25 protein-coding genes and 1 pseudogene are annotated in these 20833 nt (G+C 69.6%); 15 read left to right on the top strand and 11 right to left on the bottom strand.

Features of this window, described 5'->3' with window-relative positions; translation table 11 throughout:
• Nucleotides 1–42: 42 nt before the first annotated feature.
• Nucleotides 43–681 (top strand): GNAT family N-acetyltransferase, encoded by a 639-nt coding sequence (locus tag ACYVD1_RS04095; RefSeq protein WP_460767906.1) that lies wholly within the window; start codon nucleotides 43–45, stop codon nucleotides 679–681.
• A 71-nt stretch (nucleotides 682–752) separates the two neighbouring features.
• Nucleotides 753–1481: an SDR family oxidoreductase gene (locus ACYVD1_RS04090; RefSeq protein ID WP_460767903.1), complete on the top strand. Its 729-nt coding sequence runs from the start codon at nucleotides 753–755 to the stop codon at nucleotides 1479–1481.
• Here ACYVD1_RS04090 and ACYVD1_RS04085 read toward each other — a convergent pair.
• The 4 genes from ACYVD1_RS04085 to ACYVD1_RS04070 form a co-directional block, all read right to left on the bottom strand.
• Entirely contained in the window at nucleotides 1462–1839 is a 378-nt protein-coding gene (locus ACYVD1_RS04085) for an MmcQ/YjbR family DNA-binding protein (RefSeq protein WP_460767900.1), read from the bottom strand. The genes ACYVD1_RS04090 and ACYVD1_RS04085 overlap by 20 nt on opposite strands.
• A 64-nt stretch (nucleotides 1840–1903) precedes the next feature.
• Nucleotides 1904–3094 (bottom strand): acyltransferase family protein, encoded by a 1191-nt coding sequence (locus ACYVD1_RS04080; RefSeq protein WP_460767897.1) that lies wholly within the window; start codon nucleotides 3092–3094, stop codon nucleotides 1904–1906.
• A gap of 49 nt (nucleotides 3095–3143) precedes the next feature.
• Nucleotides 3144–3755, bottom strand: a complete 612-nt coding sequence (locus ACYVD1_RS04075; RefSeq protein ID WP_460767894.1) for a TetR/AcrR family transcriptional regulator — start codon at nucleotides 3753–3755, stop codon at nucleotides 3144–3146.
• A 61-nt stretch (nucleotides 3756–3816) separates the two neighbouring features.
• Nucleotides 3817–4194 (bottom strand): VOC family protein, encoded by a 378-nt coding sequence (locus ACYVD1_RS04070; RefSeq protein WP_460767891.1) that lies wholly within the window; start codon nucleotides 4192–4194, stop codon nucleotides 3817–3819.
• A gap of 64 nt (nucleotides 4195–4258) precedes the next feature.
• On the opposite strand from ACYVD1_RS04070, the gene ACYVD1_RS04065 reads away from it, so the two are divergent.
• The 5 genes from ACYVD1_RS04065 (at nucleotide 4259) to ACYVD1_RS04045 (ending at nucleotide 6959) form a co-directional block, all read left to right on the top strand.
• Nucleotides 4259–4684: a fluoride efflux transporter FluC gene (locus ACYVD1_RS04065; protein ID WP_460767888.1), complete on the top strand. Its 426-nt coding sequence runs from the start codon at nucleotides 4259–4261 to the stop codon at nucleotides 4682–4684.
• The gene (gene crcB, locus ACYVD1_RS04060) at nucleotides 4681–5043 is read left to right on the top strand and encodes a fluoride efflux transporter CrcB (protein WP_460767885.1); all 363 of its coding nucleotides are present in this window, start codon (nucleotides 4681–4683) and stop codon (nucleotides 5041–5043) included. Before ACYVD1_RS04065 ends, crcB begins: the two co-directional genes overlap by 4 nt.
• Before the next feature lie 86 nt (nucleotides 5044–5129).
• Complete coding sequence (locus ACYVD1_RS04055; protein ID WP_460767882.1) at nucleotides 5130–5681, top strand: Uma2 family endonuclease; 552 nt, start codon at nucleotides 5130–5132, stop codon at nucleotides 5679–5681.
• Between the two features lie 231 nt (nucleotides 5682–5912).
• Nucleotides 5913–6599 (top strand): hypothetical protein, encoded by a 687-nt coding sequence (locus ACYVD1_RS04050; RefSeq protein ID WP_460767879.1) that lies wholly within the window; start codon nucleotides 5913–5915, stop codon nucleotides 6597–6599.
• 189 nt (nucleotides 6600–6788) lie between these two features.
• Complete coding sequence (locus tag ACYVD1_RS04045; protein ID WP_460767876.1) at nucleotides 6789–6959, top strand: hypothetical protein; 171 nt, start codon at nucleotides 6789–6791, stop codon at nucleotides 6957–6959.
• 40 nt (nucleotides 6960–6999) lie between these two features.
• Here the strand turns inward: ACYVD1_RS04045 and ACYVD1_RS04040 are convergent, their stop codons facing one another.
• Complete coding sequence (locus ACYVD1_RS04040) at nucleotides 7000–7698, bottom strand: hypothetical protein (RefSeq protein ID WP_460767873.1); 699 nt, start codon at nucleotides 7696–7698, stop codon at nucleotides 7000–7002.
• 34 nt (nucleotides 7699–7732) lie between these two features.
• Here ACYVD1_RS04040 and ACYVD1_RS04035 point away from each other — a divergent pair, with 34 nt between their 5' ends.
• Nucleotides 7733–8368: a TetR/AcrR family transcriptional regulator gene (locus ACYVD1_RS04035; RefSeq protein ID WP_460767870.1), complete on the top strand. Its 636-nt coding sequence runs from the start codon at nucleotides 7733–7735 to the stop codon at nucleotides 8366–8368.
• A 36-nt stretch (nucleotides 8369–8404) separates the two neighbouring features.
• On the opposite strand, the pseudogene ACYVD1_RS04030 reads toward ACYVD1_RS04035, so the two are convergent.
• The 3 genes and pseudogenes from ACYVD1_RS04030 to ACYVD1_RS04020 all read right to left on the bottom strand — a co-directional run bounded on the left by ACYVD1_RS04030 (nucleotide 8405) and on the right by ACYVD1_RS04020 (nucleotide 12207).
• Nucleotides 8405–9292: pseudogene (locus tag ACYVD1_RS04030) on the bottom strand (phosphotransferase).
• Nucleotides 9293–9340: 48 nt separating this feature from the next.
• On the bottom strand, nucleotides 9341–9829 hold the full coding sequence (locus tag ACYVD1_RS04025) for a GNAT family N-acetyltransferase (protein ID WP_460767867.1): 489 nt from the start codon (nucleotides 9827–9829) through the stop codon (nucleotides 9341–9343).
• Between the two features lie 104 nt (nucleotides 9830–9933).
• Nucleotides 9934–12207 (bottom strand): ATP-binding cassette domain-containing protein, encoded by a 2274-nt coding sequence (locus ACYVD1_RS04020; protein ID WP_460767864.1) that lies wholly within the window; start codon nucleotides 12205–12207, stop codon nucleotides 9934–9936.
• Between the two features lie 82 nt (nucleotides 12208–12289).
• Between ACYVD1_RS04020 and ACYVD1_RS04015 the strand changes: the two genes are divergently transcribed.
• Nucleotides 12290–13099, top strand: a complete 810-nt coding sequence (locus ACYVD1_RS04015; RefSeq protein ID WP_460767861.1) for a TetR/AcrR family transcriptional regulator — start codon at nucleotides 12290–12292, stop codon at nucleotides 13097–13099.
• 80 nt (nucleotides 13100–13179) lie between these two features.
• Complete coding sequence (locus ACYVD1_RS04010; RefSeq protein ID WP_460758288.1) at nucleotides 13180–13734, top strand: pyridoxamine 5'-phosphate oxidase family protein; 555 nt, start codon at nucleotides 13180–13182, stop codon at nucleotides 13732–13734.
• 235 nt (nucleotides 13735–13969) lie between these two features.
• Here the strand turns inward: ACYVD1_RS04010 and ACYVD1_RS04005 are convergent, their stop codons facing one another.
• On the bottom strand, nucleotides 13970–14734 hold the full coding sequence (locus ACYVD1_RS04005) for a class I SAM-dependent methyltransferase (protein ID WP_460767858.1): 765 nt from the start codon (nucleotides 14732–14734) through the stop codon (nucleotides 13970–13972).
• Nucleotides 14735–14867: 133 nt separating this feature from the next.
• Nucleotides 14868–15191 carry a hypothetical protein gene (locus tag ACYVD1_RS04000; protein ID WP_460767856.1) on the bottom strand — a complete coding sequence of 108 codons (324 nt, stop codon included), beginning with the start codon at nucleotides 15189–15191 and terminating at the stop codon, nucleotides 14868–14870.
• A 213-nt stretch (nucleotides 15192–15404) separates the two neighbouring features.
• On the opposite strand from ACYVD1_RS04000, the gene ACYVD1_RS03995 reads away from it, so the two are divergent.
• The 5 genes from ACYVD1_RS03995 (at nucleotide 15405) to ACYVD1_RS03975 (ending at nucleotide 18599) form a co-directional block, all read left to right on the top strand.
• The gene (locus tag ACYVD1_RS03995) at nucleotides 15405–16223 is read left to right on the top strand and encodes a helix-turn-helix domain-containing protein (protein ID WP_460767942.1); all 819 of its coding nucleotides are present in this window, start codon (nucleotides 15405–15407) and stop codon (nucleotides 16221–16223) included.
• Nucleotides 16224–16225: 2 nt separating this feature from the next.
• Complete coding sequence (locus ACYVD1_RS03990; RefSeq protein WP_460767939.1) at nucleotides 16226–16411, top strand: DUF397 domain-containing protein; 186 nt, start codon at nucleotides 16226–16228, stop codon at nucleotides 16409–16411.
• Between the two features lie 141 nt (nucleotides 16412–16552).
• Complete coding sequence (locus tag ACYVD1_RS03985) at nucleotides 16553–17338, top strand: phosphodiesterase (protein WP_460767853.1); 786 nt, start codon at nucleotides 16553–16555, stop codon at nucleotides 17336–17338.
• Between the two features lie 84 nt (nucleotides 17339–17422).
• On the top strand, nucleotides 17423–17875 hold the full coding sequence (locus ACYVD1_RS03980; RefSeq protein WP_460758268.1) for a pyridoxamine 5'-phosphate oxidase family protein: 453 nt from the start codon (nucleotides 17423–17425) through the stop codon (nucleotides 17873–17875).
• Nucleotides 17876–17945: 70 nt separating this feature from the next.
• On the top strand, nucleotides 17946–18599 hold the full coding sequence (locus ACYVD1_RS03975; protein ID WP_460767850.1) for a CatB-related O-acetyltransferase: 654 nt from the start codon (nucleotides 17946–17948) through the stop codon (nucleotides 18597–18599).
• 32 nt (nucleotides 18600–18631) lie between these two features.
• Here the strand turns inward: ACYVD1_RS03975 and ACYVD1_RS03970 are convergent, their stop codons facing one another.
• Complete coding sequence (locus ACYVD1_RS03970; protein WP_460767847.1) at nucleotides 18632–20785, bottom strand: hypothetical protein; 2154 nt, start codon at nucleotides 20783–20785, stop codon at nucleotides 18632–18634.
• Nucleotides 20786–20833: the final 48 nt, after the last annotated feature.

Genomic DNA, 20833 nt, shown 5'->3' with positions numbered 1-20833 from the left:
CCGGACCGGATCCCCCGCGGGCCCGAACGCGACAATGAGGCCATGACCAAGAGCGTGGCGCACCCCGAACGGATCAACCGATTGGCCGAACAGTGGGTACACGGCTGGGCTATAGCCCGCAGTACGCCCGCACCCGTCCGCGTCCCCCACGGATACCGCCTGGACGTCGGCCTGCCCGGCCACCGAACCCGCCATGTCCTGACCGACCCCGGGCCCGTGGCTCGCCTCAGCAGGATCCTGACCGCCCCGGACACGTGGTTGAAGGTGTGCGGCCCGCGCGAGGCCGCGGTTTCCACCCTTGACCCGCGTTGGCGCGTGGGCGAGACCGAGTACCTGATGACCGCCGAGCTCTCCCCCGATCCCGTCCCGGCACCGGATCACTACACCGTCAAGGTCACCGAGAGCCACCGGTGCTTCCAGGCACGGGCGTGGTCCGCTACAGGCACCGAAGCAGCGAGCTCGATCATGGCCCTCCACGCGGGCACAGCCGTCTTCGACCGCGTGGTCACCGACCCCGACCACCGCCGACGCGGACTGGGTAGGGCGCTCATGAACACCCTCGGCCGGGCCGCCCTCGACCAGGGGCCGAACACGGACTCTTGGTGGCGACCGACGACGGCCGCGGCCTGTACGAACGCCTCGGTTGGGAACTGGTCTGCCCGGTCACCCCTGCCCGTCTGATGGGCTGAGGCCGGACCCTTTCGGAACCAACCCCTTCGCCCCGGTGCGGCATCCGTGCCGAGATCCCCCGCATGGAAGCAGACGAGAAGCACGACGGGGTGCTGGTGACCGGGGCGACCGGAGGGATCGGCTCAGCCCTGGTGGACGCACTCGTGGAACGCGGTCGGCCCGTCCTGGCCCTGGGCCGCGACCCCGAACGCCTCGCCGGACTCACGCGCGACAGACCGCAGGTGCGCGCGGTACGGGCCGACCTGCGCCGCCCCGAGACCCTCGCCGATGCGGTGGCCGGGATCGCCAAGCTGGACGCCTTCGTGCACTGCGCGGGTGTGTCCCCGGTGGCGTCGGTCGAGGATTCGTCCGTGGGGCTGTGGCAGGAGGTGCTGACGGTCAACCTGGTCTCCGCCGCCGAACTCACCCGTGCGCTGCTGCCAGCGCTGCGCGCAAGGCGGGGGCACGTGGTGCTGGTCAACGCCTCCCCCGGCCTGCACGGCGTACCGAACTGGGCGGCGTTCACCGCCAGCAAGTCGGGGTTGAGCGAGCTGGCCGACGCTCTGCGGCAAGAGGAGGCCGCGCACGGGATCCGGGTGACCAGCGTCCACCCGGGTGGGACGGCCACGGACCTGCTGCGCGAGGTCCGGAGCGCGTTCGGACACGACTACGACCCGGCGGCGTGCATCCAACCGGCCACCCTGGCGAGTGCTGTCGCCGACGTCCTGGACCTACCGCGCGACGCGCAGGTCACCGAGCTCAACCTGCACCCGGGGCCCTGCACGGGGCCTGCTAGCTCTTCGGGTCGGTGAGGCGGCGAGGCCCGCGGAACCGCCAGGCTTCGTCCAGCAGTTCCGCCAGTTCTTCCGCACCGATCTGCTCCAGGCGCACCAGAACACTGGCGTGTCCCCGATAGTGGTCGGTCGTGCAGAAGACCTCCGGGGCACTGTCCAGCAGCTCTTGTCGTTCTTCGACGCTGGCGCACCACAGGACCAGGACACCCGGCTGATCGTGGAACCGGGCGAAGATCTTGCCCGCCACGTAGAAGGCGGGCGTTCCGTAGCAGAGGCGTTCAGTGACCTCCGATAGCTCCAGCGCGATCCGCCGTACGTCGTCCTCGGTGGCCATGCCCATCTCCGCCTCTCCCAGGCGCCGCGCCCGTGTGGTCACGGTAGCTGTTTTCCGGCCTCTGCCCGCCGACATGGTGGCGGGCAGAGGCTCGGCAACCGGCCGGTCAGAGGATGCGCTTGACCCCCGGGACCGCCCGCAGGGCCGCGGCAGCCGTCCAGGTCAGGGGTACGGCCAGCGCGGCCAGGCCCGCGAACTTGGCCAGCGCGCTCGCCTCCCATCCGCTCAGCGCCACAGCGACCGCGACCAGCACCAAAGCGTGCAGGACGTAGACAGCGAAGGCGTTGTCGGCGAGGAAACCCAGAAAGCGGTTGCTCCGGTTGAGGAAACGGCGGAAGAACACCAGCAGGGCCAGCACCACGCCCATGGTGAAGAAGGACTCCACCAGGATGTGGACCAGCGCTTGCCAGGAGCCTGGGACCGAGAGCGCCTCACCGAGTGCCCCCATCACCACGGTCAGGCCGAGAAAGCTCACCGCCGCCATGGCCAGGCCGCCCCAGCCCGCCGAGTTCGGCAGCCGCATCAGCCAGTTCCCCCGGTAGGCGAACACCCCCGCGGTGAACAGGGCGGCGTACTGCGGCAGGTAGCCGGGGCTGGGCAGCCCCACGAACGGCCAGTACGGGGCGGGGAAGGCGTACCGCCAGGCGAAGGTGGCCAGGGCCAGACCCGCCGCGAAGAGCATGGCCGGGCCCAACCACCGCAGCGGGACGGTGTCGGCGGAGCGTTCGACCGGGCCCGTCACGCTTGCCATCACGCCCCCGTCGGCGGTGGCACGGCGCTCACGGAACCGGCGGACCATCACGTAGACCAGGCTCATGACCAGCAGGACCTCCACGAACCACATGGGCCCGGGGTCGATCGTGACCAGGTACAGCAGCCAGTACGGCAGATCGGGGTCGGCCGCGAGCGCCTCGGCGTGGGAGGGCGCCATGGCCAGCGGCCGCAGCAGGATCACGAACAGCAGCAGGGGTAGGCCCAACCGGACCAGGCGTTCGCGGACGAACCCGCGTCGGCCCCTGCGGTCCGTCGCTCCGGGGACGAAGTACCCCGCGAGCAGGAAGAACATGCCCATGAAGAAGGTCTGGTTGAGGATCACGAACAGGTCCAGCACAACCCCGGTGGGGTCCTGGGCGGGTTCGGTGTAGTACCAGACCGGGATGTTGCCGTAGGTGATCGCGGCGTGGTGCAGGACGACGAGGAGGGTCAGCACGACCCGCAGGTTGTCGACGAAGAATAGGCGCGTCCGGGTGGTCAGCCCCGGTTCCGCGGTGGTGGGTGGTGCTTTCTGGTGTGTCATGGTGCCCTCGTTGGTCGGGGTGTGCGAGGGCCAGTGGCCGTCAGTCGGCTCAGGTGGCACGGACCAGGAGTTCGCCCAGTTCGTCGGCGTGTGCGAGCAGGTCGTGGTCGGGATGGACCCGCCAGTACTCGAACATGGCGTCGATGGACGCCTGATGGCTGATCGCCATCACCCGCACGTCGAAGCCGCGGAACTCGCCGCTCTCCTGACCGCTCCGGTAGAGCCCTTCCAGGGACTCGTAGAGCGGTTCGGCCTGGCGCCCCCCGAACCGGGGGTTGCCTTCGGCGTCGCGGGCGTGGATGAAGATCTGGCCGACGGCCGCCAGGCGGCCGCGGTGCGCCAGGCCGTACTCGGCCACACCCCGAACGTGTGTGCGCAGCATCGCCGCGGCGTTGTCCTGCGCCAGGATCCGGGGGACGACAGTCTCCGCGATCTCCGTGTAGACGCCCGTCACCACCTGGTCCATCAGCTCGTCCTTGCCGTTGAAGTGGTAGGAGATCACGCCCTTGCTGATCCCCGCCGTCCGTGCGATCCGAGCCAGCGACGCGTTGGGGTAGCCCACCTCGGCGATGGTGTCGATCGCCGCGTCGGTGATCTGTGCCCTCCGCGCCTCCTCGATGAAGGACCGCTTCTGGCCATCTGGCTTGTTTTCTGCCTGCATGGCCAGAATCTAACACGCGGGGCCAGACAGCTATCGGGTATGTCCCTGAGCCTCCCGCCCCTCAGCCGTCGATCAGGCAGAACTCGTTGCCCTCAGGGTCGGCCAGCACCACCAGGTCAGGTCCGCGGTCCACCACCGATGCGCCCAGGGACAGCAACCGCTCCAGCTCCGCGTTGTCACCCGCCAGGTCCACGTGCACCCGGTTCTTGACCGTCTTGGGCTCGGGAACCCGCTGGAAGAAGAAGGACGGGCTGCCCTCGGGCCCCTCGACCAATACCTGCGGGTCGTCCTCGGGGTCGAAGACCCCCTCCGAGCGCAGCCGGGCCAACTCCTCCTCGTCGTAGGGCGCCACGGCGTACCCCTCCATGGCGGCCGCCCAGAAGCGGGCCAGCGAAGCGGGGTGGCGGCAGTCGACGACGATGTCACGCATACGGGCCATGCAGCGACCCTAGATACACGCGTGCCGGAAAGCCCACGGGTTTTCACGGGTGCAGGATGGGTCCATGCCACCCACCACCCAGGGCCCGCTGTGGCCCCTGGTCGCCGCGGTGTCCGCTGGCGGGGCCCTGGGCGCCCTGACCCGCCACGGCCTGGACGTGCTCTGGCCACCCGCGGCCACCGGGGTCTCCTGGACCATCCTGGCGATCAACGTCACCGGAAGCCTGCTCATCGGCCTGCTCATGGAACTCATCGCCCACCGCTGGCCCCGCAACCGCTACGTCCGGCCCTTCTGGGGTGTGGGCTTCCTCGGCGGCTACACGACCTTCTCCGCCTACGCCATGGACGTCGTCACCGCGCTGGAACGCGGCCACCCCCAGGTCGCGCTCGCCTACCTGGGCCTCACCTTGGCGGGAGCGGTGATCGCGGCTTGGGCCGCCTCGGCCCTGGCCCACCGCATCCTCTTCCAAGGCGGGGGGCGGTTCCCGTGAGCGCGCTGATGGTCGCCCTCGGGGCAGCCGTGGGAGCTCCGGTGCGTTTCCTGGTCGACCTGGCGCTCAAGCGCCGCTTCGGTGAGGCTTTTCCGTGGGGGACGCTACTGGTGAACGTCGCGGGCAGCCTGATCCTGGGCACGCTCATGGCGCTGCCGGTGTCCGCAGAAGCCATGGCGCTGGTGGGCACCGGGCTGTGCGGGGCGCTGACCACCTACTCCACGTTCGCCTACGAGACCGTCCAACTCACCCGGACCGGAGCCCGCCTCAGGGCGCTCCTGTACGTCCTGGCCAGCCTCGCCCTGGGGATCGGTGCAGCGTGGCTGGGGCTCGCTGCCGGGACCATCCTCCTCGGCTAGGAACGGTGCCGCCGCTACCGTTCCGTGCCTGACCCTCATCGCCCGCCTGGCCCTGGTCCACGACAGAAGAAGGAGTGCACACGACCGTGACCGAACAGTTCGAGAGCATCGCCCAGGCTGCCACCCGTGAGGACGCATCCCTCGAATACCTCAACGGCCGGACGCAGATCAGCACCGTGCCCGACGGCGACCACAACGCGATCCTCATGTGGTTGGTGCGCCAGTGCATGGCGCAACGGGCGGACCTGGACCTCAACGTCACCGGTCAGGGCCTCAAGGTCGACTCCTACCGCAAGGGCCGTGCACGCCCGGACGGCATACTCGCACCGGTCGACCACTTCGCCGGACAGGGCGAATGGGCCGATCCCCATGGGGTTCTCGCGGTCGTCGAAGTCACCTCGTGGGACTCCGACACCAATGCCCGGGACCGGACCGAGAAGGCGCGCGCCTACGCGGCCTGCGACATCGGCGTCTATCTGCTCGTCGACCGGGACGACGACAGCGTCACCTTCCACAGCGAGCCCGCGGGCGGCCGGTACCGCAGCGTCGCCAAGCTCGGCTTCGGGCACACCATCGACATCCCCGGGGTCGGGATCACCCTGAACACCGACGGGCTCAAGCGGTACGCCGGGAACTGAGCCCCAGCCCAGCCACCCCCGGGACCGGGCAACGGGGTGGTGGCCAGACGGCGAGCGGAGTATCGTGGGAAGCGGCGCGGTCCCGCGCCCAACCTCCGGCCCTGGCGCCCACGCCGTCGGCCTCGCGGAGGCAAAGGGGACCCTGGAGTTCTCGGGACGCCGGTCTGACGCAAGCCCTTCCGGCGGGGCGACGGGAGCGTGGGTTCTGTCGCGGACCGCCGAGGAGCCGTCATGACCAGCCAGAAGTCCTTCAAGCAGCGGGTGCGCGCCCGGATGGACAAGACCGGCGAGAGCTACACCGCCGCCCGCGCCCACCTGATCACCGAGCCCGAACCGGCGCCCGTCGAAGCACCTGCCTCTCCCAGCGCCGCCACCATGCGCGCACGCGTGTCCGGGGACAAGGTCCGCGAAGCCACCGGCCGCGACTACGAAGCGTGGTTCGCGCTGCTGGACGCGTGGGAGGCCACCACCAGGTCCCACACCGAGATCGCCGCGCACCTGACCGGCGACCACGGGGTCCACGACTGGTGGGCCCAGACCGTCACCGTCGCCTACGAACAGGAGCGCGGGCTGCGCGTGCCCGGGCAGAAGAAGGACGGGTTCGCGGCGAGCGCGAGCAAGACCGTGAACGTGCCGGTCGAGCCGTTGTTCGCGGCCTTCGCCGACCCCGAGACGCGTGCCCGGTGGCTTCCCCAGGAGGCGACGGAGCGCACCGCCAAGCCGGGCAAGCGCTTCACCGCGGACATGCCGGAAGACACCCGTATGGCCGCGACGTTCCAGGCCAAGGGCGAGGGCAAGGCCATGGTGGGCATCGAGCACACCCGCATCGACAGCGCCGAACGCTCCGCCCGGTGGAAGGCCGACTGGCGCACGTGGCTGGGCGACCTCAAGAAGCTCCTGGAGGACTCCCCCGGCTGACCCCCGACCATCGGCGCCGGGGCACGTGAACACCACGTGCCCCGGCGCCCGGTTGCGCTTTGGGACACCCACCCCCGGGCCGTAGAGGGCTTCGACCGCCGGTTGAGGGTTGTTGGCGCGTTGCCCCTGCACCGCCGGTTCTGATCGGACCAGAGTCTCCGGGGCCACTTCAACGGAATGCTTGAAGACATGCACGGAGACCAGAACCAACACCCCTCCTCTGACCAACAGCCCGACGAGGGGCGCAAGGCAGCCGCCGGGGTCGCCACCGTGACGACCCTGGCCATCGCGTTCGGCACCTCGGTCGCTGGGGTCCTGGTCAACGTGGGCGAAGGAGTCATGGTCGACTCCGCCCGCTAGGTGCTCTTCGGTTTCGCGGCCCTCTGCGCGGTCGGCGTCCTCACCGCGGTCGCGGCCCGCCGCCCGGTGCGCGCCACCTGACCAGGGCCACCCCGTAGGCGACGATCCAGACGACCCACAGCAGCCAACCGGCCAAGCCCACCTGCCCCCAAAGTCCACCATGCTCAATCACCCAGGGTGTGAGCGTGGCGGACCCGAACAACAAGGCGGCCGAGACCAACCCGAGCCCCGTGTGCCAGCGGCCGACCACACCCGAGCGCAGTCCGCTCACGGACAGGCCGAGCAGGGCCAGGGCCAGGAAGGTGCCGTTGAGGGTGAACAGGGAATCGTGCAGCGCCCACAGGGCGGGCGGCGCGCTCTCGGTGGCGGCCAGGGCCAGGCGGATCGCGATGACCCCGCAGAAGGCGGCGTTCTGCAGGATCAACCCGGCCAGGCCCACCAGGGACCAGGCCTCGTTGCGATCCCCTTCCGAGCCTCGGGTGGCCGCGAACACCCCCGCGCCGAACAGCACCGCCAGTACCCAGGCCGTGGGGATCAGCGCCGAGGCCAGGCCCACCGCGTCCCCGTGCGAGCCGAAGAACGCGGCCGCTTCCTCGATGTCGGACCCCGCGTGCGGAAACCCGGCGGGGACCGTGATCAGGTTCCCGGCGACGATCAGGATGGCGAAGCCGATCGCCGCGATTCCGGCCAGCCGGGTGAAGGGCAGACGCGGTGCGCCATTATTAGATACATGTGTCATATATTCAATATATGAGACGGAAAACCGGAGGGCGATGATGGGTACCGAAACGGGGCGACGGCGCTATGACTCCCTGCGGCGCACCGCACAGGCACAGGAGACCAGGGGCGGGATCGCCCGCGCCGCCCGCCGACTCTTCGTCACGCGCGGGTGGTTGGCCACGACCGTGCGCGAGGTGGCGCACGAGGCAGGCGTCTCGGTACCGACCGTCTACGCGGCCTACGGCAATAAGACCGGTCTGCTCCTGGCGCTGACCGAGGCGGCCAACCTGCCCGCCGACGCGGAGCGCATGCTCGCGGAGCTGGAGGACACGGCGGCCACCCCCGAAAACGAGCTCCTGGCGATGGCCGCCTTCGACCGGCGGCTGTTCGAGCACTCGGGTGATGTCATCACCCTGGTGCGCGAGGCGGGCCGCACGCACCCCGAACTCGCCGAGGCCTACCGGGAGGGCCGCCGCCAAGGCGACCAGACCCGCGTCCAGGTCCTGTCCGCCTGGCCCGAGGGCACACTGAGGCAGGGGTTGGACGTGCCCGCGGCCGTCGACGTCTACGCGGCCCTGTGCAACATCGACGTCTACACCACGCTCACGGTCGAGCGCGGTTGGGAACCCGAGCGGGTGGAACGCTGGTGGGGTGGGGCGCTGGTGCGCGAGCTCCTAGCCCCCGGCTGAACTCCTCCAGTCGAACGGGTTCCGACCCAGCGTGCGTCACACACCCTGCAGAACACGATCCAGTGCTGCCCGACCCGCGGGTCCCCAGTGCGGCTTGCCACCGGCAAGACCCCGGTCCCCGTTCTGCCCCATGAGCATCAGGAAGAGGCTCTTCATGGCGGCCAGCCCGCGGGCGCGCCGGATCGCCGCCTCATCCGCCCGCGCGTATACGTCGAAGAACCGTGCGGCCGTGCCCGCGGGTAGCAGCACCCATGCGGCGGCCAGGTCCCACGCTGGATCGCCGGCGAACAGGTCACCGAAGTCGACGATGCCCGAGAGTGTTCCGTCCGAGACGACGACGTTGGCGGGATGCAGGTCGCCGTGCACCCACACCGGCGGGCCCTGCCACGCCTGGGTCGTGACGGCCTCGTCCCACACGGTCCGGACGTCAGCGGCGATGTCGCCGGCAACGGCCTGGAGGAAGTTCTCGAATCCGTCCGTGCAGTCCTTGGGATGGGCACCGCGGCCCGTGGCGATCGGCGCCTCGGCGGGCGCCTGGACATGGAGCGCCCGGAGGAATCCCGCCAGAGTGTCGGCCGCGTGGGCGCCGCGGCTGATCGAGCCTTGGTCCAGCGGTTCGCCGGGAACCCACGTCATGACGGTCCAGTGCTTGGGGAAGCGCTCGGACGGCGCGCCGAACCGCACTGGGGCCGGCACGGGGAGCGGCAGGCTCGGCGCCAGCAAAGGGAGCCATCACCGCTCCTTGAGTTGGAGCTCCGGGGTGGGGTCCATGCGCTGTACGCGCACGGCCAGGTCCTCCCCCAGGCGCCACATCTGGTTGCCCCAGCCGCCCGGTACCTCACGGATGGGCAGCCCAGCAAGGTCGGGATGTTGCTCCCGCAAAAGGTCGCGGATCAGGTCCGCGGTGATCTCGGTGTCACTCATAGGACGGCACACTACTGAGGCAGGCAGGCGCACCAACACCGCCCGCGCTCAGAGCAGGCGGTACATGATGTGCAGCCCCACAAAGCCGTGCTCGGGGTGGCGGAAACCCTCCTTGAGGGTTCCCACCACCTCGAAGCCGAGCGACTCGTACAGCCCCACCGCGCGGGTGTTGGTCGCCGCGACCGCGTTGAACTGCATGGCCCGGTACCCCTCCGAGCGGGCCCACTCCAGCGAGTACGCACACAGCGCACGCCCCACCCCTCGGCCGGTGTGGGCAGACGCGACCATGTAGCTGGCCGAGGCGATGTGGGAGGCGTTGCCCATGTGGTTCTGGTTCATCTTCGCCGTGCCCAGAACCGTCCCGGTCTCGTCCACGGCAACCACCGTCCGGTCCGGGGCGGCCAGCAGCCACCCGTCATGGGCCTGCTTCTCATCCATGTCCGACGAATAGGTGAAGGTGTCCCCCGCCGCGACGATACGGCTCAGGAACGGCCAGATCGCGTCCCAGTCGGACGCTTTCGCTTCTCGGATCAGCATCCGGACAGCATGGCAGGGCACCCGGCGGGCCGCCCCTGGTTTTTCGGGCGGCCCGCCCGTCCCTGCCCTCTGATGCACCGGGACCGCACGAACCCGCTCCCTGGCTACCGCCCCAGGTAGGTGCGCAGGTGGCGGGCGGTCAGGGACTCACCCTTCTCCACCAGCTCAGCGGGGCTGCCCTCGAAGACCACGCGGCCGCCGTCGTGCCCGGCGCCCGGGCCGAGGTCGATGATGTGGTCGGCGTGGGCCATGACGGCCTGGTGGTGCTCGATCACCACCACCGAGTTCCCGTCGTCCACCAAGCGGTCCAGCAGGGCCAGCAGCCGGTCCACGTCGGCCAGGTGCAGTCCGGTGGTGGGCTCGTCCAGCACGTACACCGCGCCCTTCTTGGCCATGGAGATCGCCAGCTTCAGGCGCTGGCGCTCACCTCCGGAGAGCGTGGTCAGCGGCTGGCCCAGCCCCAGGTAGCCCAGGCCGACGTCGTACATGCGGTCCAGGATGGTGCGGGCGTTGCCGGTGGTGAAGAAGTCGCGCGCCTCCACCACGGACATGGCCAGCACCTGGCTGATGTCCTTGCCGCGCAGCTTGTGTTCGAGCACCTCGGCCTTGAACCGGCGCCCCTCGCACTGCTCGCAGGTGGAGGCGACCCCGGCCATCATGGCCAGGTCGGTGTAGATGACCCCGGCGCCCTTGCACTCGGGGCAGGCCCCCTCGGAGTTCGCGCTGAACAGGGACGACTTGACCTTGTTGGCGCGGGCGAAGGCGGTACGGATCGGGTCGAGCAACCCGGTGTAGGTGGCCGGGTTGGACCGCCGGGACCCCCGGATCGCCGACTGGTCGACGACCACCACGCCCTCGCGGCCGGGCAGCGCCCCGTGGATGAGCGAGCTCTTGCCCGACCCGGCCACGCCGGTGACGACGGTGAGCACCCCCAGGGGTACGTCCACCGACACGTCCTGGAGGTTGTGGGAGTTCGCCCCGCGAATGGGGATGGCCCCGGTGGGTGTGCGCACGCTCGCGCGCAGCGCGGCCCGGTGGTCCAGGTGGCGCCCGGTGAGGGTGTCCGAGGCGCGCAGCCCCGCGACGTCGCCGGTGTAGGTGACGGTGCCGCCGGTGGGTCCGGCGCCCGGGCCCAGGTCCACGACGTGGTCGGCGATGGCGATGGTCTCCGGTTTGTGTTCGACCACCAGCACGGTGTTGCCCTTTTCGCGCAGGCTGATGAGGAGGTTGTTCATCCGTTCGATGTCGTGCGGGTGCAGGCCCACGGTGGGTTCGTCGAAGACGTAGGTGACGTCGCTGAGGCTGGATCCCAGGTGGCGGACCATCTTGACCCGCTGGGCCTCGCCGCCGGAGAGCGTGCCCGATTCCCGGTCCAGGCTCAGGTAGCCCAGCCCCACCTCCACCAGGGAGTCCAGGGTGTGGCTGAGGGTGTCTGCCAGCGGCTTGACGGAGGGCTCATCGATCCCGCGAACGAACTCCGCCAGGTCGCTGATCTGCATCGACGCGCACTCGGTGATGGTGCGCCCACTGACCTTCACCTCGCGGGCGGCGGCGTTGAGCCGGGTACCCTCGCACTCGGGGCAGACCGAGAAGACCACGGCACGGTCCACGAAGGCGCCGATGGTGCTCTGCATCTTCTCGCGGTCCTTGGCCAGGTAGGTCCGCTTGATCTTGGGGACCAGGCCCTCGTAGGTGAGGTTGCTGGTGCCGACCTTGACCTTGGTGATCGGCTTGTACAGGAAGTCGTGCCACTCCTGGTCCGTGTAGTCGCGCAGCTTCTTGTCCGGGTCCAGCAGCCCGGAGTGCGCGAAGATCTGCCAGTACCAGTGGTCCACCGCGTACCCGGGGACGGTGATGGCGCCCTCGTTCAGGGAGAGGTCGCGGTCGTAGAGCTCGTCGAGGTCCATCTGGTTGGTGCGGCCCAGGCCCTCGCACTCGGGGCACATGCCCTCGGAGTTGTTGAAGCTGAAGACGCTGGAGGGCTCCAGCCGCGGGGTGCCCACGCGGCTGAAGACGATGCGGAGCATGGCGTGGGCGTCGGTGGCGGTGCCCACGGTGGACCGGGAGTTGGCGCCCATCCGCTCCTGGTCGACGATGATCGCCGCGCTGAGGTTGCGCAGTGCGTCCACGTCCGGTCGGGCCGTGCTCGGCATGAAGGACTGGATGAAGGCCGTGTAGGTTTCGTTGATCAGCCGCTGGGACTCGGCGGCGATGGTGCCGAAGACGAGCGAGGACTTACCGGAGCCGGACAGGCCGGTGAAGACGCTCAGCCTGCGCTTGGGGATGTCCACGGAGACGTTGTCGAGGTTGTTCTCCCTGGCCCCACGGACCTCGATGGTGTCGTGGGTGTCCGCCATGGTGGTGGGTACGGAAGACAAGCTGCTCCTCAAGATCCTGGGAAATCCTTATGCGGTAAACTAACAGCCAGCGAACATTAGTTTATTCCGTAAGGAGATGCAAGTGGTGATCTACGCCGGGCAGGGTGACCCCCGCCGCTCCATGGCTCTGCTGTGGCGCGAGCACGAACCGGCCGAGCGCACCGGCCCCGGACCCAAGTCGGAACTGAGCGTGGACCTGGTGGTGGAGACCGCCATCGCCGTCGCCGATTCCGAGGGCATGCAGGCCCTGTCCATGCGCGCCGTGGGCGAACGGCTCGGCCGCACCGCCATGTCCCTGTACACCTACGTGGCCAGCAAGAACGAACTCATCGACCTCATGTACGACCACGCCGTCGGTGAGCTCACCGGCCGGGGTGAACAGGCGGAACACCCGGGCTGGCGCGAGGCCACCTCGGACTGGTCCGCCCGCCTGTGGGACTTCTACCTGCGCCACCCGTGGAGTCTGGACATCTCCCAGGCACGGCCGGTCCTGGGGCCCAACGAGTACCGCCTCTTCGAGTCCCTGGCCACGATCCTCCACCGCGCGGGGATGGAGCCCAAGGCCATCAGCAGCGCCTTCGGCAGCCTGGTCAACCTGGTGCGCGGCATGGTCCGCACCGCCGCCGAGGCCCGCCAGGCCGAGGCCGTCACCGGGGTCCCCGAGGACGCGTGGTGGTACGCCCGCTCCGCCCAGCTGGAGGAGGTGGCCGAGGACTTCCATGAGCGCTTCCCCACCCTGACGCTGATGGCCAAGAGCGGGGCCTTCGACAACGAGAACACGCAGGAGCCCTACCTGGCGCAAGAGGCCTGGGAGACCTTCCAGTTCGGACTCGAGGCCCTGCTCGACGGGATGCAGCGCCAGATCGACGCCAGTGCTGGCGGCCCTTCCTGACCCGCGGGGTCCTGCCTCCGGGGGCGGGGCGCCACGAAAGCCCCGTGACGGGCCAGGTCCCACATGACAGACTTCCGGCCATGGGAAAAATCCACGATGGCATCGACGCCCGCATGGAGCGTTTCCTCCTCGACCAGCCGGTGTTCTTCGTCGGAACGGCGCCGCTGGATCCCGGCGGCCACGTCAACATCTCCCCCAAGGGCATGAGCGGGACCTTCGCGGTCCTCGACGAGCACCGGGTGGCCTACCTCGATTACACCGGGTCGGGCACCGAGACCATCGCCCACCTGCGGGAGAACGGCCGCGTGGTGCTGATGTTCTGCGCCTTCGAGGGGCGGCCCAACATCGTCCGCCTGCACGGCCAAGGGCGGGCCGTCCTCGTGGCCGACCCGGAGTTCGCGGCGCTGCGGGCGCACTTCCCCAAGGAGCGCACCATCGGGCAGCGCTCCATCATCGTGGTCGACGTCCAGCGCGTCTCGGACTCCTGCGGGTTCTCCGTCCCCCTGATGGACCTGCGCGGCGACCGAGACGTGCTGGACCGGGTCCAGGAGCGCAGTGACCAGGACTTCTTCGACGAGTACTGGCGCGAGAGGAACGCCACCAGCATCGACGGCCTACCCGGCGTTCCCGGATGAGCGCCGCCACGACCACGGGCCCCCTTTCGTCAGCAGGGGCGCACGGACGGCTCCGCGGACGCGCGGCCTCAGATCCAGCCCAGCAGGATCAGTAGCACCAAGGTCAGGGCGGCTGAGACCAGCAGCGACACCATGCAGCCCCAGCGGCTGTTGTAGAAGAAGAACACCGGCACCTCCTCAAGGACTCTGCACGACCCAGTATCGCGAGCACGGCAACTCCAGCGGGACCACTTGCTCAGGCGGGGCGGGCGAAGGTGATGATCTCCGCGCTCGTCTCGGTGAGCGGGCTGCGGTCCCAGTACCCGTACTGAGCGCTCACCTCCAGCCCGGCCTCAGCGAGAAAGGCGTTGAGGCGCTCGGCGTTCAGGAACCGCAGGGTGCTGCGGCTGACCAAGGGCTCGAACCAGCCTTCGAGACTGTAGTCGGAGGTGAAGGTGACCAGGTCACCGTCGACCTCGCGCAGCCGGTGCACGCAGGTGGCCGGTTGCCCGCCGGGGCCGTCCACGGTCCGCACCCGCTCGGGGTCCCAGGCCTCCCAACCGCGCGCGCCCGGGTTGCGGGTTTCGAACACGAACCGCCCCTGCGGGGTGAGCGCCCGCCGAAGGGCGGCCAGGTTGGCGCGCAGCTCCTCGTCGGTGAGGAATACCTGGAAAGCGTGCCCGGACATGGTGATCAGGTCGAACTCGCCCTCCCCCAGCGGTTCGGCCTCCCCGTCGTAGGGGCCCGCGACCAGGTCGCCGAGGATCCATTCGATGTCGTCCCGGTCGCGGCGGCCGACCTCCAGCATCGCGTCCGCCGGGTCCAGCCCGACCAGGCGCCCGGTGTGCCCGCGCTCGCGCGCCACTCGGTGGAGCTTGCCGGTTCCGCACCCCACGTCCAGGACCGAGCGGGCGTCCATCACCAGGTCGAGGTAGAAGTCGTCCTGCGGGGAGACCCGCCAGGAGCTGAAGTAGTCGTAGAGCTCGGCGAGGACCGGCTGGGAGAAGTGTCGATCGACCATCCGGACATTGTGCTGCTCCGCTCCCCCGCGACCAACGGGTTTTCCGGTGCCTGCGGGTCCGCTGCCCGCGTCCGTGCGAATGGGCGGTACCACCAAGCGCGGTGGTACCGCCGACTCACAGGGCCGCGGGGTCTCAACCGATCTCGTAGGTCACCCGCCTCGTGTCGATGAGCTCCGCGCCTTCGGGTAGCGGCGGTGGCGTTTGGGCCGTGCCCAGGACGCGCAGCCAGATGGCGCTCTGGGCGTTGTAGGGGTTGAGGCGGTCGAGGTCCTCCCAGAACCCGTACGGCAGCGGGGCGCAGGTACAGGCACAGGACCGGTCCCGCAGGGTCGGGGTGAACGGGGAGACCCGACCGGCCAGCGGTATGCCGTCCTCGTCGGGTTCCCCACCCTGGATGATTTGGACGACTTCGGTGTAGGCCTCGCTCGAGCTACGGGCACGGGCAGGTGACGCCATGGAGTCTTCTCCTTGCCGAGAGGAGTGAGCGCCGGACAGAGGTGCTCAACTAGCTCCAGTATGCATGTGTTCAAACACAACGGCAAGGCGTTATTGTGTTCTCGCAAGAAAATTGTCGGATCCGCGTGCACCACTACCATCGACACACGAACGCACTGCTTGGAAGGGGTTTCCGTGACTGGTGGGCACTCGCCCGGGGTGCGACGGCGGCGACTGTCGGCTGCGCTCAAGCGACTCAGGTCCGCGAGCGGGATGACCGCCGCCGAGGCTACTAAGCGGTTGGGTTGGTCATCGGCGACCAAACTGACCAGAGCCGAGCGCAACGAGTGGAAGTTCCCCAAGCGCGACGAGGTCGAGGCCCTGCTCGACCTCTACGGGGTGGAGGGTGACGACCGCGCGCATCTTCTGAGTCTGACCGAGGAGGCTCGCGGCCGCAGCGATTGGCACAAGTACGCGGACCTATTTACGGGGCCCCTACCCGACCTGGAGGCCGAGGCCGTCCGAATTCGGACCTACGAGACGGTCCTCATTCCCGGCCTGTTGCAGACCCCGGACTATGCCGCAGCAGTGTCCTTGGCCAGTCAGGTGGTTCCGCCCGAGCAGATCGACCGCAAAGTCGAATCGCGCATGGCTCGACGTGCAGTGCTGGATCTACCCGACGGGCCGCGTCTCAACGCGATCATTGATGAGGCAGCCCTGCGCAAGGTGGTGGGGTCGCACTCGATCATGGCTGAACAGCTTCGCTTCCTGGTGGGGGTGGCTGCCCACTACAAGGTGACCGTCCTTGCCCTCCCTGATGACGCGGGTGCCCACCCGGGTATCGACGGTGCCTTCGCCCTATTTGATTTCCCCAGGCCTGAGCCAGGGATAGTCTCCATCTCCACTGGAGTAGAGACGCTGTACGTTGAAGATGGAGACTACGTTGATCAGCACGAACTGATTTTCGATGCTGTTCAGAACCTGGCGCTGGACCCCCAGGGGTCACTTGACCTCATCGGGTCCATCGCCGCCGAGCATGATAAGCGAGCTTGAACATGTTGCTGGAGTTCCGCAAGTCTTCCTACTCCTCCGGACAAGATAACTGCGTGGAGATCGCGGCGCTGCCCACCGGTGCCGCTATCCGTGACTCCCAGAACCCCGAACTGGGTTTCCTGCCCGTCGGGGCCAGCGAGTGGACCGCCTTTGCGCACCTGATCGCCGCCGAAGCCCCTCGGGCCTGACACCTGCCCGAGCGCACTGACCGGTGAGAGTGGTGGGCCGATCCCCCGGCCCACCACCTCCCCAACTTCGCTGCATCCCTACGTCAAGCCCTCGGCGTGACCCATTGCCGCTGCACCCCGCGTTGGGGCACGGTGGCCAGCATGTCCCTCTCTATCGCCCACCTCAGCGACCCCCACGTCACCGCGGGTCCGCTGGCCGCCGAACCGGCCACCGGCCTGCACCGTGCGCTCAGCCGCGTGCTGGCCCTGGACCCCCGGCCGAACTACGTCGTCATCACCGGTGACCTCGTCGACCGCGGCGACCCGGACGAGTACGCCGCCTTCGGCGAGATCATCGACCGCTTCCCCCTCCCGCTGCACGTGGCCGCCGGCAACCACGACGACCGCGAGGCCCTGAGCGACGCCCTCGGCCACACGCCCCACCTGGGTGAGTACGGCAGCACCCGCTACCTCGTCGAGCACCCCGAAGCCACCCTGGCGGTACTGGACTCCCTCGTGCCCGGCTCCCCCGCCGGAGGGTTGGGCGACGACCAGCTGGCCTGGCTGGACACGGCGCTGGCCCGGCGCCCCGACGTACCGGCCTTCGTGTGCGTGCACCATCCGCCGGCGCCCATCGGCATCCCCTTCCTGGACGGCATCGGCCTCGAGGACGGCGAGGCACTGGAGGAGACGGTGGCCCGCCACCCCAACGTCGTCCGGGTCCTGGCGGGCCACGTCCACCGGCCGATCAGCACGGCTTTCGGCAACAGTGTCCTGACGACCGCGCCCAGCACCTACCGGCAGAGCGGGCTGTGCATGAGCCCGGGACAGCCCATGGGGTACGTGCACGAGCCCACCGGCTTCCTCCTGCACCAGCGCACCGGCCGCGGCTGGGTGAGCCACACGGTCCAGGTCAGCCACGCGGGCGCCCTGACCGGCCACTTCTAGCCGTTCGGTTACCGGCAGGGCGCGTTGTCCACAGCCCCGGAAAACCCGCTTTCCCCGCCGCGGCGCCGAACCTAACCTGAGATGGTGACTGACACCGCCAGCAGCGCCCAGCACGCCCATCCCTTCGACGTCGACGCCTTCCTCGCCCGCCCCCTGGTCGCCCGGGTGGCCACCGCCAACACCGCCGGGGCGCCCACGGTCAGACCGGTCTGGTTCCTGTGGGAGGAAGGGGCCCTGTGGTGGATCACCGGTGAGTACGCCGTGATGGCCAAGCACCTGGAACGCGATGCGCGCACCGCCGTGGTGGTGGACACCTGCGACCTGGAAGCCATGGAGTTCCTCCAGGTGATCATGCGGGGCAAGGCCGAGGTGGTGCCCTTCGACCCGGCGCTGGCCAGACGCAAGCTGCGCCGCTACCTGGGCGATGACGAGACCGCCTGGCACCCGGACTTCCGCTACTTCGCCGACGACGCCCGCCTGGTCCGCTTGGTCCCCGAGCGCACCGTGGTCAAGGACCTGTCCAAGACCATGGCCTGACCAGAGCACATGCTGACCGGACCGCCCCGCCCTCCGCGCTCCTGCACTGCCGCTCACCCCGAGGAGACCCGTGCCCGTTCCCGACCCGAACCAGGTCCATCCCACCACCCGCCCGGAACTGACCAACGTGGTGTTCCTCAAGGCGCAGGTGACTTCCGATCTCATCGAGGTGGGCGAGTACACCTACTACGACGACCAGGGCAGCGGGGTGCCGTTCGAGCAGGCGTGCGTCCTGTACAACTACGGGCCGCAACGCCTGGTCATCGGCAAGTTCAGCGCCATCGCCCCCGGCGCCACCATCCTGATGCCCGCGGGCAACCACCCCACGATCGGTCCCTCCACCTATCCCTTCACGATGTTCGGCGGGGACTGGGCCGAGCGGACCCTGGACACCTACCTGTCGGCGCCGACGCCGCCCGACACCCGGATCGGCAACGACGTGTGGATCGGCCGGGGTGCGACGATCATGCCCGGGGTGGCCATCGGGGACGGCGCGATCGTGGCGGCGCACAGCGTCGTCACCAAGGACGTGGCGCCCTACGCGCTGGTCGGGGGCAACCCGGCTCGGCACGTCCGGAGCCGCTTCTCCGAGGAGGACGTGGCGCTGCTGCTGGAGGCGCGGTGGTGGGACTGGCCGGTGGAGGCGGTGACCGAGCACGCCGCCCTCATCATGGGCGGCGAGCCAGCCGACCTGGCCGCGGTCGCCCGCAAACTGCGGGGGTGAGCCCGGGCTCCGTGCCCGAGTCCAACGTCCGGTCACCCTCGCGTGTTCGACTCCTGCAGGTGTTCCAGGGCTTGGCGGGCCAGGAGGGTCTCCTCGTGTGCGGGGCCGTAGAACCGCACCAACTCGGGGATGAGCGCTTCCCAAGTGAGTGCCGACCCGGTGCGGTCTCCTGCCCGGGTCTGCCAGTGCGCCAGGCGTGTGCGCGTCTCGATCCGGAATTGGGTCACGGTGTCGAGCAGCCGGTTCCTTCCACCGCTCTTCAGGTTCCGGTGCCGCCTTTCGATGTCGCTCAGCTCGCGCACGGCCACTGCGGCGCCTTCGACTTCGCCCCACCAGTGGGCCAGTTGGATGTGCAGGAACATCGCGTACTGGGGGTGGGCTTCGTGCGGGTGTTCCGCGATCCGTGCCCGGTACTGCGCGTCCAGCTCGCGTAGTTCGCGCAGCGCCCCGGCAAGGTCGCCCGCCTCACCCGCCCACGTGGCGAAATGGGCGCGGTGGAAGAGGTCGGAGGGTTCACGTGTCCAAAGCTGTCGCAGCTGCCGCCCCAGATCCGCGGCGCGGCGCGCATCGCCGGTCCGGGCGCAGAGGTCGGCCAAGGTGAACACGGCCAAGCGCGTCCCGAAGTCGTTTTCGCGGCCATGGAGGCGGGCCTGTTCGACTCGGGCTTCGCTGCGCCGCAGCGCCTCAGTCTTGTGCCCGACCGCCCCCAGATAGATGGTCGAGAACGCCAGCACGTCCGTGTTCGACTCCGCCAACCAGTCCCGCAGCACCCTGCCCTGCAATGTGCGCCCGGCGAAGGTGTCCTGGTGACGGCGCACCTGGTAGCGGTAGGCGCTGTCGTAGGCCGGAAAGGCGAGGGCGTCATCGACGATCGGGGAGTGCAGGCCGTCGATCTTGAGCAGCAGCATCATGGCGCCTTCGAGGGTGATGGCGGTGTCAGCGCGTTCGCGGGCCATGCGCTGCAGGTCGGGGTGGATCCCGTGGACCGTGGCCGCGCCGTCCGCCCACTCCGCTGGTTGCCGCGCCGGCACGACCAGACCCAACCTGGACAGTACGGCGCACGCCTCATCGACCTGTGCGGGGGTGACCTTGAATGCATGGTGGAGCGGGTTGTCGCTGGACTCCAGGGCCGAGTCCAGGCGCGCCGCTGCACCGGCTGAGCCCAGCGCACCGAGGTCACTCACCAGGGCTGACACCTCCTGCAGGCTGCGGGCCAGGGATTCTTCGCTCTGCTCTCCCCGGGGGCCCTCCTGGCCGGGCAGCGGGCCGTTCTCCTTCGCCCTTTGACGCGCCCGCTTGCCCAGGTGGTTCAGCGCCCGGCTCGTGGTGCCCAGCGAGCGCGGGATCGCGGTGGGCGCGACGTGGGACCACAGGTCCAGGAGGGCGCCGGGTACCCACGGCGGGCGGCACGCGGTGTCGGCGGTGTCCACGGCCATTTCCCAGACGGCCGCCGCGGCCCCGCCGCCGCTCCGCCGGGAGGTTTCCTGCTCTACCTGGGCGGTATGCTCCTCCAGGAGCGCACGGTAGCGGCCGCACCCCACCCCTCGTTCGACCATGGTGGCTGCGGCCAGCCCCAGGCTCTGGGGGTGACCGTTCAGAATCTGGGCCAGCTCACCGGCCTGATAGGGGTCGTCGAAAAGCCCTGGCTCCTCCAGAACGTCCCGGAGGTACCCGACCGCCTCGGGCGAGGAGAACTCCCCCAGCGTGTGCGTGTTCCGGCGGCCCGCCACCCCTTGCAGGGCCAGGTCCTGGCCGGTACCCACCCAGCGTCCACCCGGTTGACCCAGCGGGGGCAGCAGGTCGTGAACGGCTGCCACATCGTCCACCCCGTCCCAGAACACCGCCCACCGCACCCGCGACTCCTCAGCGTGGTGGTTCAACCAGTCCAGGAACAGCTCGGCCGCGGGTTCGGGCTCGCGCGGGGCCCGGTGGAAGAGCCGGCAGGCGGCCTGGCTGTAGGCGTGGACGATTCCCGCCCGGGTGCCAGCGTCGGCCCACACGAGCAGGGATGTGCCTTGCTGGGAGCCGTCCACCAGCGGGCGTGCCAGGGCCGCGGCGGTCTGGGTCTTGCCTACGCCGCCGGGCCCGTGCAGCGCCGCGGCCGGTGCGTCGGCGAGCCGGGCGGTCTCCGGGCGGGGCGAAAATATGCCGCCCTCGCGGGGATCGCGCCCACGTGTACCGGCCACTGGACGTCGGGGTTGCGCAGGGGGATCAGGGTCATCGTTCTCCGGGTA

The organism is Nocardiopsis nanhaiensis (assembly GCF_054778635.1).
This window is presented reverse-complemented; position numbering and strand designations above follow the sequence as displayed.

What these genes read in the sequence shown, in the direction of transcription:
- ACYVD1_RS04095 (WP_460767906.1), top strand. Translation starts at nt 43, where the DNA reads ATGACCAAGAGCGTGGCGCACCCCGAACGGATCAACCGATTGGCCGAA.
- ACYVD1_RS04090 (WP_460767903.1), top strand. Translation starts at nt 753, where the DNA reads ATGGAAGCAGACGAGAAGCACGACGGGGTGCTGGTGACCGGGGCGACC.
- ACYVD1_RS04080 (WP_460767897.1), bottom strand. Translation starts at nt 3,094, where the DNA reads ATGACACACCAGAAAGCACCACCCACCACCGCGGAACCGGGGCTGACC.
- ACYVD1_RS04075 (WP_460767894.1), bottom strand. Translation starts at nt 3,755, where the DNA reads ATGCAGGCAGAAAACAAGCCAGATGGCCAGAAGCGGTCCTTCATCGAG.
- ACYVD1_RS04070 (WP_460767891.1), bottom strand. Translation starts at nt 4,194, where the DNA reads ATGGCCCGTATGCGTGACATCGTCGTCGACTGCCGCCACCCCGCTTCG.
- ACYVD1_RS04065 (WP_460767888.1), top strand. Translation starts at nt 4,259, where the DNA reads ATGCCACCCACCACCCAGGGCCCGCTGTGGCCCCTGGTCGCCGCGGTG.
- ACYVD1_RS04050 (WP_460767879.1), top strand. Translation starts at nt 5,913, where the DNA reads ATGACCAGCCAGAAGTCCTTCAAGCAGCGGGTGCGCGCCCGGATGGAC.
- ACYVD1_RS04045 (WP_460767876.1), top strand. Translation starts at nt 6,789, where the DNA reads ATGCACGGAGACCAGAACCAACACCCCTCCTCTGACCAACAGCCCGAC.
- ACYVD1_RS04040 (WP_460767873.1), bottom strand. Translation starts at nt 7,698, where the DNA reads ATGACACATGTATCTAATAATGGCGCACCGCGTCTGCCCTTCACCCGG.
- ACYVD1_RS04035 (WP_460767870.1), top strand. Translation starts at nt 7,733, where the DNA reads ATGATGGGTACCGAAACGGGGCGACGGCGCTATGACTCCCTGCGGCGC.
- ACYVD1_RS04025 (WP_460767867.1), bottom strand. Translation starts at nt 9,829, where the DNA reads ATGCTGATCCGAGAAGCGAAAGCGTCCGACTGGGACGCGATCTGGCCG.
- ACYVD1_RS04010 (WP_460758288.1), top strand. Translation starts at nt 13,180, where the DNA reads ATGGGAAAAATCCACGATGGCATCGACGCCCGCATGGAGCGTTTCCTC.
- ACYVD1_RS04005 (WP_460767858.1), bottom strand. Translation starts at nt 14,734, where the DNA reads ATGGTCGATCGACACTTCTCCCAGCCGGTCCTCGCCGAGCTCTACGAC.
- ACYVD1_RS04000 (WP_460767856.1), bottom strand. Translation starts at nt 15,191, where the DNA reads ATGGCGTCACCTGCCCGTGCCCGTAGCTCGAGCGAGGCCTACACCGAA.
- ACYVD1_RS03990 (WP_460767939.1), top strand. Translation starts at nt 16,226, where the DNA reads ATGTTGCTGGAGTTCCGCAAGTCTTCCTACTCCTCCGGACAAGATAAC.
- ACYVD1_RS03985 (WP_460767853.1), top strand. Translation starts at nt 16,553, where the DNA reads ATGTCCCTCTCTATCGCCCACCTCAGCGACCCCCACGTCACCGCGGGT.